This window comes from Xanthomonas campestris pv. badrii, assembly GCF_012848175.1.
Classification (GTDB): Bacteria; Pseudomonadota; Gammaproteobacteria; order Xanthomonadales; family Xanthomonadaceae; genus Xanthomonas; species Xanthomonas campestris_C.
The window spans coordinates 1,984,691-1,997,544 of record NZ_CP051651.1 but is presented as its reverse complement, the minus strand read 5'-3'; the positions used below and the strand labels follow the sequence as shown (position 1 = coordinate 1,997,544).

The 12,854-nt window shown below is 65.0% G+C and carries 8 protein-coding genes; 4 read left to right on the top strand and 4 right to left on the bottom strand.

Annotation, left to right across the window (positions count from 1 at the left end; all coding sequences use genetic code 11):
- Positions 1-3 precede the first annotated feature (3 nt).
- Both rlmN and ndk read right to left on the bottom strand, forming a co-directional pair.
- The gene (gene rlmN, locus HG421_RS08405; protein ID WP_169706012.1) at positions 4-1,209 is read right to left on the bottom strand and encodes a 23S rRNA (adenine(2503)-C(2))-methyltransferase RlmN; all 1,206 of its coding nucleotides are present in this window, start codon (positions 1,207-1,209) and stop codon (positions 4-6) included.
- 18 nt (positions 1,210-1,227) lie between these two features.
- The gene (gene ndk, locus HG421_RS08400; protein ID WP_002812972.1) at positions 1,228-1,653 is read right to left on the bottom strand and encodes a nucleoside-diphosphate kinase; all 426 of its coding nucleotides are present in this window, start codon (positions 1,651-1,653) and stop codon (positions 1,228-1,230) included.
- Between the two features lie 215 nt (positions 1,654-1,868).
- Here ndk and HG421_RS08395 point away from each other — a divergent pair, with 215 nt between their 5' ends.
- From HG421_RS08395 to HG421_RS08385, 3 genes are all read left to right on the top strand, one after another.
- Entirely contained in the window at positions 1,869-2,501 is a 633-nt protein-coding gene (locus HG421_RS08395) for a TetR/AcrR family transcriptional regulator (protein WP_064510832.1), read from the top strand.
- A 23-nt stretch (positions 2,502-2,524) separates the two neighbouring features.
- Entirely contained in the window at positions 2,525-4,897 is a 2,373-nt protein-coding gene (locus HG421_RS08390; RefSeq protein WP_169706011.1) for a 3-hydroxyacyl-CoA dehydrogenase/enoyl-CoA hydratase family protein, read from the top strand.
- A 156-nt stretch (positions 4,898-5,053) separates the two neighbouring features.
- Positions 5,054-6,259 carry an acetyl-CoA C-acyltransferase gene (locus HG421_RS08385; protein WP_169706010.1) on the top strand — a complete coding sequence of 402 codons (1,206 nt, stop codon included), beginning with the start codon at positions 5,054-5,056 and terminating at the stop codon, positions 6,257-6,259.
- Positions 6,260-6,444: 185 nt separating this feature from the next.
- Here HG421_RS08385 and crcB read toward each other — a convergent pair whose 3' ends face one another.
- Together crcB and HG421_RS08375 are read right to left on the bottom strand one after the other, a co-directional pair.
- Positions 6,445-6,846 (bottom strand): fluoride efflux transporter CrcB, encoded by a 402-nt coding sequence (gene crcB / locus HG421_RS08380; protein ID WP_169706009.1) that lies wholly within the window; start codon positions 6,844-6,846, stop codon positions 6,445-6,447.
- A gap of 182 nt (positions 6,847-7,028) precedes the next feature.
- The gene (locus HG421_RS08375) at positions 7,029-8,402 is read right to left on the bottom strand and encodes a replication-associated recombination protein A (protein ID WP_169706008.1); all 1,374 of its coding nucleotides are present in this window, start codon (positions 8,400-8,402) and stop codon (positions 7,029-7,031) included.
- A gap of 161 nt (positions 8,403-8,563) precedes the next feature.
- Here HG421_RS08375 and xopZ point away from each other — a divergent pair, with 161 nt between their 5' ends.
- Positions 8,564-12,799: a XopZ family type III secretion system effector gene (gene xopZ, locus HG421_RS08370; RefSeq protein WP_169706007.1), complete on the top strand. Its 4,236-nt coding sequence runs from the start codon at positions 8,564-8,566 to the stop codon at positions 12,797-12,799.
- Positions 12,800-12,854 lie beyond the last annotated feature (55 nt).

The window sequence follows — 12,854 nt, the reverse complement described above, 5'->3', positions numbered from 1 at the left end:
AGTTCACGCTGCCGCATCTCGATCGGCCTGCCCTTCCAATGTGCGGCGGAACTCCGCCTGGCGACGGGTGCGGTCCATGACCTGGCCCTTGAGCTGACCGCAGGCTGCATCGATATCGTCGCCGCGGGTACGGCGAACCATCGTCAGCACCTGCGCGTCGAGCAGGATCTTCTGGAATGCACGGATCTCGGCTTCGCCGGAGCGCTCATAGCGCGTGCCGGGGAACGGGTTGAACGGGATCAGGTTGACCTTGCCGGCGTCCTTGGACTGCACGGCATTGTCGAACTGACGCATCAGCCGCGCCAGCTGGCGCGCATGCTCCGGCTGGTCGTTGATGCCCTTCATCAAGGTGTATTCGAAGGTCACCGAATCGCGCTTCTTGCTGCCACGCAGGTAGCGGGCGCAGGACTCCATCAACTCGGCGATCGGGTACTTCTTGTTCAGCGGCACCAGGCTCTCGCGCAAGGTGTCGTTGGCAGCATGCAGCGACACCGCGAGCGAGACATCGCTCTCGGCGGATAGCCGGTCGATCATCGGCACCAGGCCGGAGGTCGACAGCGTGACCCGCTTGCTGGCCAGGCCGTAGCCCAGGTCGTCGCGCATCACGCTCATCGCGCGCACGACGTTGTCGAAATTCATCAGCGGCTCGCCCATGCCCATCATCACCACGTTGGTCAGGCGTCGCTGCTGGTGCGGCACGTTGCCCAGATGGCGCGCCGCCACCCATACCTGCCCGATGATCTCGGCGGTGGTCAGGTTGCGGTTGAAGCCCTGAGTGGCGGTCGAACAGAACGTGCAGTTCAGGCCGCAACCGACCTGGGAGGACACGCACAGCGTGCCGCGGCCCTTGTCGGGGATGTAGACCGTCTCGATCGCATTCTTGCCGTCGGTGCCCATGGCCAGCAGCCACTTGTGGGTACCGTCGGCGGAGGGCTTGTCGAAGACGACATTCGGGACCAGCACCTCGGCATGCTGGTGCAACTTCGCACGCAGTGCCTTGCCGAGGTCGGTCATCTGGTCGAAATCGGTGACATAGCGGTGGTGGATCCACTTCATCACCTGATGGGCACGGTACCGCGCTTCGCCAAGAGTCTCGGCGAAGAAGCGCTCCAGTCCCTCGCGATCGAGGTCGAGCAGGTTCTGCTTGCGCACCGGCGCTGCGGGGACGGGAACGTCCTGCAGCACGGAGGGGATCACGACCTCATTCACGATTCGACTCACTCGGCCTCAGCGCGAGACCACTTCCGTAGCGGCAAAGAAATACGCGACCTCGTTGGCAGCGTTCTCGACCGAATCCGAGCCGTGGGCGGCGTTGGCATCGATCGAATCGGCGAAGTCTGCGCGGATGGTGCCCGGCGCAGCGTCCTTGGGATTGGTCGCGCCCAGCAGATCGCGGTGCGCGGCAACGGCGTTCTCGCCTTCCAGCGCCTGGATCATCACCGGGCCGGAGATCATGAACTCGACCAGCGCGTTGAAGAACGGCCGCTCGCGGTGCACGGCGTAGAAGCCCTCGGCTTCACGGCGCGACAGCTGCTTGTACTTGGCGGCCACGACCTTCAGGCCAGCCTTCTCGAAACGGCTGTAGATTTCGCCGATGACGTTCTTGGCAACGGCGTCGGGCTTGATGATGGACAGGGTGCGCTCCAGCGCCATGGAAGTTCTCCGTTGGGCGGGCCACTGAAGGCCCGAGGTTATCATGAAAAAAACCCGCGTCAAAACACGGGCTTAGGCTTCTTTGCGATGGTCAATTCTATCCCGTTGGCGATTTTTTGCATACCGCCCCCTGAATCGTGCTGCAGCGCCGCATGACCGGGGCACGATCCTGGCCGTAGACTCAAACAATCGTTTGATTGAGCCTGACCCGACGCATGCCCAAGCCAGCCCACTTCTCCACCAAGGACCGCATTCTCGGTGCGGCCGAGGAGCTGTTCGCCCAGCATGGATTTGCCGGCACCTCGCTGCGCCAGCTCACCACCCAGGCCGACGTCAACATCGCCGCGGTCAACTACCACTTCGGCTCCAAGGAAAACCTGGTCAACGAGGTGTTCCGCCGGCGCATGGACGAGATGACCACCGCGCGGCTGCAGCAGCTGGAAGCGGCGAAGAAGTCGCAGCCCGGCGAACTCACCGCGGTACTGGCCGCGTTCGTCGAGCCGGCGCTGGCCATGGCGCAGGACCGCCAGAACGGCGGCGCCTTCGTGCGCGTGATCGCTCGCGCCTATGCGGAAAAAAACGACAACCTGCGCAAGTTCCTGTCCGACCATTACGGGCACGTGCTGCGCGAATTCGGCAAGGCCATCGCCGCCTGCGTGCCGGGGCTGAGCAAGGAGGAGCTGTACTGGCGCCTGGACTTCCTGGCCGGTGCGCTGACCTATGCCATGGCCGATTTCGGACTGATCAAACGCCCGGCCGGCGTCAGCGAGGCCGACCACCGCGCCCGTGCGGCGCGCGAACTCATTCGTTTCGCGGAACCCGGTTTCCGCGCTCATTCCACACCGTAAACGTTCCACAAGAGGCTATTGCTATGTCCAATCCGTTGCTAGTTCGTCGCGCCGCCGTGCTCGGTGCCGGCGTCATGGGCGCGCAGATCGCCGCGCACCTCACCAATGCCGGTGTCGACACCGTGCTGTTCGACCTGCCTGCCAAGGACGGTCCGGCCGACGGCGTCGTGCTCAAGGCCATTGCCAACCTCGGCAAGCTCAGCCCTGCCCCGCTCGCCAGCAAGGCGCTGGCCGAAGCGATCACCCCGGCCAACTATGAGACTGGCCTGGAGCAGCTGCGCGATTGCGATCTGATCATCGAAGCGATCGCCGAGCGGATGGACTGGAAGCAGGACCTGTACAAGAAGATCGCGCCGTTCGTCTCCGAGCATGCGGTGCTGGCCTCCAACACCTCCGGCCTGGGCATCAACAAGCTGTCCGACGTGCTGCCCGAGCAGCTGCGCCATCGCTTCTGCGGCGTGCACTTCTTCAACCCGCCGCGCTACATGCACCTGGCCGAGCTGATCCCGGCCAGGGGCACCGACAAGGCCGTTCTGGAAGGGCTGGAAGCGTTCCTGGTGACCACGCTCGGCAAGGGCGTGGTGTATGCCAAGGACACACCCAATTTCATCGGCAATCGCATCGGCGTGTTCTCGATCCTGTCCACCATCCACCACACGCAGGAATTCGGCCTGGGCTTCGACGAAGTCGATGCGCTGACCGGCCCCCTGGTCGGCCGCCCGAAGTCGGCAACCTACCGCACCTCGGACGTGGTCGGCCTGGACACCATGGCGCACGTGATCAAGACCATGGGCGACACCCTGCCGGACGACCCGTGGCACCAGTATTTCACCTCGCCCAAGTGGCTGGACGCATTGATCGCCAAGGGCGCGCTGGGCCAGAAGGTCGGCGCCGGCATCTTCCGCAAGGTCGGCAAGGACATCGTGGTGCTGGATCTGCAGAAGCAGGATTACCGCGCCGCTGATCGCACTGCCGCGCCGGAAGTGGTCGAGATCCTCAAGATCAAGAACCCGGCCGAAAAGTTCGCCAAGCTGCGTGAAAGCCAGCATCCGCAGGCGCAGTTCCTGTGGGCCACCTTCCGCGACCTGTTCCACTACAGCGCCTATCACCTGGCCGACATCGCCGAGACCGCGCGCGATGTGGATCTGGCGATCCGCTGGGGCTACGGCTGGTCGCTGGGCCCGTTCGAAACCTGGCAGGCCGCCGGCTGGAAGCAGGTGGCGCAGTGGATTGCCGACGATATCTCCCACGGCAAGAGCATGAGCAGCGCGCCGCTGCCGAACTGGGTATTCGATGGTCGCGATGGCGTGCATGGTGCCGAAGGCTCCTACAGCCCGGCGCGCGACGCCAAGCTGCCGCGCTCGGCCCTGCCGGTCTACAAGCGCCAGCGCTTCCCCGATCCGTTGCTGGGCGAGACCTTCTCACCGGGCGAGACCGTGTTCGAAAACGACGGCGTGCGCATGTGGCACGACGGTGACGACATCGCCGTGGTCAGCTTCAAGACCAAGATGAACACCGTCTCCGACCACGTGCTCGATGGCCTGCAGGAAGTGGTGGGCCGCGCGGAGAAGGATTTCGCCGGCCTGGTGATTTGGCAGCAGAAGGAGCCCTTCTCCGCCGGTGCCGATCTGGCTGGCGCGCTGGGCCTGCTGCAGGCCGGCAAGGTGGACGCGTTCGAAGCCCTGGTCGCCAATTTCCAGGCCACCAGCCAACGCATCAAGTATTCGCAGGTGCCGGTGATTTCGGCAGTGCGCGGCCTGGCACTGGGCGGTGGTTGCGAATTCCAGATGCACAGTGCCAAGACCGTGGCCTCGCTGGAAAGCTACATCGGCCTGGTGGAAGCCGGCGTCGGCCTGCTGCCGGCCGGTGGTGGCCTGAAGGAGATGGCTGCACGCGCCTCGGTGGCGGCAGGTCCGGGCGGCGATGTCTTCGCCGAGCTGAAGAAGACCTTCGAGACCGTGGCCATGGCCAAGGTCTCCAACTCGGCGGTCAATGCCAAGGAACTGGGCCTGCTGCGTGCCACCGACAAGGTGGTGTTCAACAGCTACGAGAGCCTGCACATCGCCAAGGCCGAAGCGCGCGCACTTGCCGAGGGTGGCTACCGCGCCCCGCTGCCGGCACGCCGCATCCAGGTCGCCGGCGACGTCGGCATCGCCACCTTCAAGATGCTGCTGGTCAACATGCTGGAAGGCCGCTTCATCAGCGAATACGACTACGAGATCGCCACCCGCATCGCCACGGTGGTCTGCGGTGGCGAAGTCGACCGCGGCGCACTGGTGGACGAAGAATGGCTGCTCAAGCTAGAGCGCAAGCACTTCGTCGAACTGGCCCAGCAGGAAAAGACCCAGGCGCGGATTGGGCACATGCTCAAGACGGGCAAGCCACTCAGGAACTGAGAATCGGGAGTGGGGAATCGGGAATGGGTAAAAGCCCAACCGACTCCCCGCTTCTCCCAATTATCTGCCGGGTGATGAAGATGGCGAACTCAGGCGAATCCGCACTTGCGATTCCCGATTCCCCACTCCCCATTCCCGGCTATCGGAGATAGCCAAATGAGCAAGCAGATTCAAGAAGCCTACATCGTCGCCGCCACGCGTACGCCGGTCGGCAAGGCGCCCAAGGGCGTGTTCCGCAATACCCGTCCCGACGACATGCTGGCGCACGTGTTGCGTGCAGTCGTGGCGCAGGCGCCGGGCATCGATACCTCGCGCATCGACGACGCCATCATCGGCTGCGCCATGCCCGAGGGCGAGCAAGGCATGAACGTGGCGCGCATCGGCGTGCTGCTGGCCGGCCTGCCCAATACCGTGGCTGGCCAGACCATCAACCGCTTCTGTTCGTCCGGCATCCAGGCCGTGGCGATGGCGGCCGACCAGATCCGTCTGGGCAACGCCGACCTGATGCTGGCTGGTGGCACCGAGTCGATGTCGATGGTGCCGATGATGGGCAACAAGGTCGCGATGTCGCCGAGCGTGTTCGCCGACGACCACGTGGCCATTGCCTATGGCATGGGCATCACCGCCGAGAAGGTGGCCGAGGAATGGAAGGTCTCGCGCGAGGATCAGGATGCATTCGCGCTGGCCTCGCACCAGAAGGCCATCGCCGCGATCGCCGCCGGCGAGTTCCGTGACGAGATCACCCCGTACGAGATCCATTCGCACCAGCCCGACCTGGCCGGCAACGTCATCGCCCTGCGCAAGCGCCTGGTCGACACCGACGAAGGCCCGCGTCCGGACAGCTCGCTGGAAGGCCTGGCCAAGCTGCGCCCGGTGTTTCGCAACGGGCAGTTCGGCGGCAGCGTCACTGCCGGCAACTCCTCGCAGATGAGCGATGGCGCCGGTGCCGTGCTGCTGGCCTCCGAGCAGGCGATCAAGGATTACGGCCTCTCCCCGCTGGCGCGTTTTGTCAGCTTCTCGGTGGCCGGTGTGCGCCCGGAAGTGATGGGTATCGGCCCGATCGCCGCAATTCCCAAGGCGCTCAAGCAGGCCGGCCTGACCAAGGACCAGCTCGACTGGATCGAACTCAACGAAGCCTTCGCCGCACAGGCGTTGGCGGTGATCCGCGACAGCGAGCTGGATCCGTCCAAGGTCAATCCGCTGGGCGGCGCGATTGCGCTGGGCCACCCGCTGGGCGCCACCGGCGCGATCCGTGCCGCCACCCTGGTGCACGGCCTGCGCCGCCGCCAGCAGAAGTACGGCATGGTCACCATGTGCATCGGTACCGGCATGGGCGCGGCCGGCATCATCGAAGCGTTGTAAGGCACCGGGCCGCGCATTGCGGGAACGGCGATCGCGTCGCTCTCGCCCTGCCGATCAGCCGATCGACGAAGGCGTGCGCAAGCACGCCTTCGTTCGTTCTGCAGGCCACTGACGAACGCTCGCCTTCCACTGCTACCCGCAGCGTGACCTCGCGCTACTGCCGGCAAGACGCCAGCGGCCGCCGCCTAGCGGGCAACCAACCACTGCCCGGTGCGTGCACCAGCGAACACCAATGCCAGCCCCGCCACCAGCGTTACCGCCAGATAGATGCCGATCATCGTGGTGCGCTCGCTGCGTGCAAAGACCAGGCATTCCATCATCAACGACGAGAACGTGGTCAGCCCGCCCATGACGCCGACGATCAGCAAGGCCCGCAGCGGCCAGCTCGACGGGCCCCGCGCATCCAGCCACACCAGCAGCACGCCAGCGACGAACGAGCCGACCAGGTTCACGGTCAAGGTTCCCCACGGAAACCCGGCGCCGAAGCGCTGCAGCAGCGATGCACCAATCGCAAAGCGCAGACCGGAGCCGAGCGCGCCACCGGCCATCGCCAGCAGCAATTGCTGCCACCACACCGGGGCGTTCATGCGCGCGCTCCGCAACCAGCCGACGGGGTGTTTGAAACAGTCACCTGCAGCATCGGCATCTTCATCCTGGGTCGAAAAACGCAGCTGGGGCATGCAACTGCCGCCACGGTGTGGCAGTGACACGCATCAACAGCGCACGCGTGCGCGCGGCTCAAGAAGCAAGGCCACCTTTGCCCCACCGATTATGCGGTGGGCTTGTGCGCCTTGTCAGCCCGCGCCTGCGCCCGCGCGGCGCGCAGGCGGTCGAGCTTTTCCTTGAGCTTGATCTCCAGCCCGCGCGGCACCGGGTTGTAGTAGACCTGCTCACCCATCGCGTCTGGAAAGCCGGTCTGGTCCAGGGCGATACCGCCTTCGGCGTCATGGTCGTACTGGTAATCCTGGCCGTAGCCGAGCGTCTTCATCAGCTTGGTCGGCGCGTTGCGCAAGTGCAGCGGAACTTCCTGGGTACCGGTGGCGCGCACGTCGGCCTTGGCCTGGTTGAAGGCGGCATAGCCGGCGTTCGACTTGGCGGTGCTGGCCAGGTACAGCACCAATTGCGCAAATGCCAGCTCGCCTTCCGGACTGCCCAGGCGCTCATAGATGTCCCAGGCTTCCAGCGCCATGCTTTGCGCACGCGGATCGGCCAGGCCGATATCCTCGATCGCCATGCGGGTCAGTCGCCGCGCCAGATACGCAGGATCGCAGCCGCCATCGAGCATACGGGTGAGCCAGTACAGCGCTGCATCCGGGTTGGAGCTGCGCACGGACTTGTGCAAGGCCGATATCTGGTCATAGAACTGCTCACCGTTCTTGTCGAAACGGCGGGTACGGTCGGCCAGTACCTGCAACAGAGTTTGCGGCGTGATCTGGCCACCCTCGCCCGCGGCAAGCTCGGCGGCGATCTCCAGCAGCGTCAATGCGCGGCGCACATCGCCGTCGGCGGCGCTGGCGATCTCCAGCAAGGACGCGTCCGAAACCTCGATGCGTTCCTGCCCCAATCCGCGCTCCGGATCGTGCAAGGCGCGTTGCAGCGCTTCGACGATATCCTGCGGCGACACCGCTTCCAGCACGTGCACGCGGCAGCGCGACAGCAACGCGGAGTTCAATTCGAACGAAGGATTCTCGGTGGTCGCGCCGACGAACAGGATGGTGCCACGCTCGATATGCGGCAAAAACGCATCCTGCTGGGCCTTGTTGAAGCGATGCACCTCATCGACGAACAACACCGTGCGGCGGCCACCGGCAAAACGCTGCGCCGCCTCTGCCAGTACCTGCCGCACTTCCGGCAGGCCCGAGAGTACGGCCGAGATCGCCTTGAATTCGGCGTCTGCATAGTGCGCCAGCAACAAGGCCAATGTGGTCTTGCCGCATCCCGGCGGGCCCCACAGGATCATGGAGTGCACGCGCCCGGATTCGACCGCGCGCCGCAAGGCGCTATCGGGAGCCAGCAATCGCTTCTGGCCCACCATCTCGTCAAGCGTGCGCGGCCGCATCCGCTCTGCCAAGGGTCCCATGGCGCTGCGATCGACATGCAGTAGATCGGGTGTGATCGAGTCGGGACGTTTGGCTTTGCTCACTCCCTCATTCTACAGCCTGCGCCTGATGGACGTTCCACAACGCAGTGTTCGGCTATCGCTGAGACGCCGACGTTCTCTTTCCAAGCGACCACTTCGCGCGCGTGCAACGCATCGACTGCGCAGCGCAATATGGTTACTGAGTAACGAGTGACCGCAATCGCGTGCAGGCATCCCGCATCAATCACGCGCTGCGCCAGCGCAAGCGGCAGGTTCAGCGCACGGATTCCACCATGCCCCGCATTCCGCTTCGCCCCTCCGTCATCGCCGCTTGCCTTCCAGGGATGGCCGAGACCATCGCGCATCCATCCAAGCCTTCTGCGCGGCGGCAGACCCACAACAAATTGGCGACTCCGGACCCATGCGCGTTCGAGGCGGAACTGATCCAGGCACAGCAAGACCCGCTGGGTTGGTCCGCGACGCTGCTTGAGCAAGCAAGACAGCCAAGCGTCGTCGACCCCGGACTGAAGGCCGCTCCCAAACGCAAACACGCCCTCCCGCGGCCCTGCAGGAAGGCCGCAGAACGATTGGGGCTCAGTAGCGGTTCGCCAGAACCACATACGAGCCTGCTGCGCTATTCATCGGTGCAGTACGAGCGGGACACACCAGCCGGCCCAGCGGATCGCAACGCCAACGTCGCCTGTGAGCTGCGAGCATCCGCGCTGCTGCCCAATGCCACCGAGCATCTCAATGAGGCGCTGATCGCCCGCCTGGAGCAATCCAACGACGACCTGGCCGCATGCATCTGCCGGCGTCGCCAGGACGAACTGATCTACGCGCATGCACAAACGCTACAGGCTGCACGCGAGCAGTTGGCCCTGAGGGCCCGGCGCGCCGCAAACCTCAGCGACAGCATCAACGCGCTGACGCGCGAACGTGCCGAACTGCTGCAACAGCTGCATGGATGCGATGTGCACACTGACGCAGTTGCCGCCGCGATCCACGATCTCGAGTCGGACATCCTCACCGCACGCGCCGCATTGAACGCTCTGCCGCACGATCAGCCGTCGCGCGCTGTCGCAGCGCACGCGGTCCCATCTTCGGCAAACGCGCCGCAGAACGTCGATCGCGCACAGCTGCAGCGCGTCTGCACCCAGCTCGAACACGCAGTGCAGCAGGCGCGCGCGCGCGGCGATGCGCTGGCCAAAACGGTCTTTTTCGGCCGCGGCTCGGCACAGGCAGCACAAGCAGAGCAAGCACTTGCGGAAGCCAACGCGCAGATCGATCGATTGCAAAGCACGTATGCGCAAGCACGCGATGCGTTGCAGTCAGATCAAGCAAGTAGCTCTGCCAACAAGCCGGCGTCTCGCACGCTCGGCTCGCACCTTGCTGCGGAGCGAAAGCGAGAAATCGAGGCACTGCGCACACGGCTGGGGCGCGACGCGAACATGCTGACCCTGCAACGCCAGCATGCCAAGCGTTGCCAGCGGCATGCGCAGCGGCTACAGCAGCGCCTCGCCCAGGTCGACGCAAAACTGCAGCAGGCGCGGCATTCGTCGCGGATCAACACCGAAGAGTTGTGGCAGCACGAACAGACGGTCAGCACGCTGGAAGCTGCGAACGAGGACATGCAACGCGTGGTGCAACAGGCAGCCGCACAGCCGCCGGCCGATGAGGCCCGGCCCGTCGCTGCCGATATCGCCGCCGACACCATGGAGGCCCTGCTCGACGCCCTACCCGGCTTTCGTGAGGACACCATCGACCCCGTGAGCCGACAGGTTCTGCGCGCCTGGGCCGACGGCCTGCATGGCCGTAGCGCTGCGTTCGGGAGCGACGCCTTGCAGCCGGTCGACACGTTGCGCATCGCCCTGCATGCCTTGGCGATCGCCAGCGAGGGCGATGCCACGGCAGCGGCCGACGTGCTGCAACGCCTGGGCGTGGTGCACTTGCGTGCGCTAGTTCCGCCGCCACAGGTCTCCATCGCTGCCGAGGCGGTCCAGCCAATGGACACCGTCACCGCCTGCGTCGGCCTGTTGGCCAGCGTTCCGCGCGGCATGCAGGTTCTTTCGCACATGCTGCGCGAAGAACCCACGCCTCCCGCCAGGGAATGGTTGGAGGCGGCGCAGGTCCATCTGCGTGCAAGCCACCGGCTTGCACTGACGCCGGACGCAGAACAGGCTGAACGCACATGGCTGGGCGATGCGCAGATGGGAGCGCGCCATGCCGTGTATGGAGACTCGCCGCTGCAGGGCCTGCAGTCTGCAACCGATGCCCAGCGCAGCGCATTTCACGCATTCCGCAATGGCTACGAAACCACCCGGGCAGGTTCACCCTATGCGCGCGTCAACGCATGCCTGCAGATGTTTGCGCAGTGGGCGGTAGCAGGCAGCGGAAGGCGCGGAAGGCGCGCCCTCAATCCCTTCAACGCACTTGAGCTGGGAATGAAGGTCGGCGCCTCAGAAGCGCTTCCCACCGCCGTGCGACGTGCCAACGACGCTCTTCGCGAGGCGGCCGGCCACCTGACCAGCTGGCTCGTCGCCCGCCGCCAAATCCAGTTGGCGGGCGGGCGAATGCCGTCGCAGGACGAGTTGGCGATGCAGGCGCTGTTGGAATACGCACAATGGCTCCCACACGAGCAGAACGCGGCCGACCTGACCTTCACTGCCAAAGTGCTGGGCACGATCGAACGGCGTGCCCAGGAGCTTCAGCGCTCGGTGGCTGCCTCCATGAACGAGACCTACGATCTGCAGCCGGCGCCGTGCCATCCGGCCATCGCGTCCGCATGGGGTGCATTACGCGCAGGCCGCATGCGTCTGCCCGAAACGCTGCGTCTGATCCAGCGCGGCCTGCTCGACCACGCCGGACAGCCGAGCGACCTGCCGATCGGTGCAGCGCCGTTGGATGAAGAACTGGCGTCGGTCGCGCGCAGGCACTTTCATCAGGCCGTTGGTCATGCCAGTCGCTTTCTGCATGAGGGCGACACCTCCCGCGTCAGATCGCCACGCGCGCTATTTGAATGCTTGCGCAACCTGATGGAACGGCTGGAATGGCGCGACAAGCTGCGTCTCACCGAGCAACGTGTGATCGGACTCAATACGACGCCGCTGTCGGCCGCGCTTGCGATCATCCCCAGCGGCCTGGGACTGAAACTCTCCGCGGGCGGCCAGACCAGTTCCGATCGCTCGGTGGAGATCTACATGGGGCGGACCGGGCTGTCGCTGCAGATCGGGCGGCAGAAGGCGAGGCAGTTCAACGCCACTACCGGCATTAGCGCGGGCGTGCTGCTGCCGGGCACCGAACGCGCACCAGTAGGCATCACGGGCGCAGCCGAGTGGCGAATGAAAAAGGAATCGGGTATCGAGCATGGCGTGCAAATCCGCGTACCACGGCGGGGCAAGGGCCAGGAGCTGGAGCAGCGCGCGCAGTTCCTGGCCATGTTCGAACACTTGCTGCAACTAGCCGAGCAATCCGGCGGCGACGCAGGCCAGTTGAGCCAGCGCGACTTTCTGGGGGAGCTACTGGCACACCACCCCAGCATCACCGTTGGCTTGATCGGCCATGCCGAACGCAACACTTCGGCCACCGAATCCAGCCTCAGCGTCGCTGCTGGCGTGCGCGTGGGAAACATGGATGGCCAACCGCGACGCGCCACCCTGGGCGCGTCGCTCGGCCTAAAAGCACGGCGGGAAACCTCCCGTTCGCAGACGCCGATCGAAGGCTACATGACGATGGTGCTGAAGGATTGGAGCGCGCAATCCAGGGTAGAGATCGCAGGGCGCGCATCGGCCAGCCTCGTCGCCCAGCAGTGGACGCACCCAAGCGCCGGCAATGCGCCGCCCACACCGATGGCACGGCTGTCCCTGGCCACCCTGGATCTTGGTTACAGCAAGGAACTGCGCTCGGCCGGCAGCACTACGTTCTCCACCTTGTGGATGTTCAACAACGAAATCGATCCTGTGCGCACGGATCGTGGCTTCGAATTCTTCAATTTCGCCTCATTCGAACGCGAAGTGAAGCGCAACTGGCAGTTATGGACCCACTACGGAATCTCCAAACTGCAGGGCAAGGTCGACGACCAGCGGCTCTACATGGTGGCCGAGCGCCAGTTGCAGGACTTCATCGACCGGGTCCGTCTTCACATGCAAGACAACAAGTTCGCCTCGCTGATCGTGGACTGGGTGTTGCAGGCAGAGGCTGCACCACGCCTGGACGCACTGCGCGCGCAGGCCCAGCTATTGCGGGTCGCCGGATGCGAAGCGCAAGCGGCGGAAGCCGATCGTGCTTTCGATGCGCTGATCGGCCACCCAAGTATCTGGGAACCGACCATCCTGATCCTGCGCGAAAAGGGCAAACGCCAGCGCGAACGTGGCCTCGATTTCTTCATCAAACGCCAGACCAACCAGGCTGCAGAGGCGAGCCGGACGGTTGGTCAGTGGATCCCGTACGAGCCAGTCCCGTAGCGTGGTGGCATCGCTCCTGTGCGAGTGCATCCGTCAGGTCACGACAACTTATGCG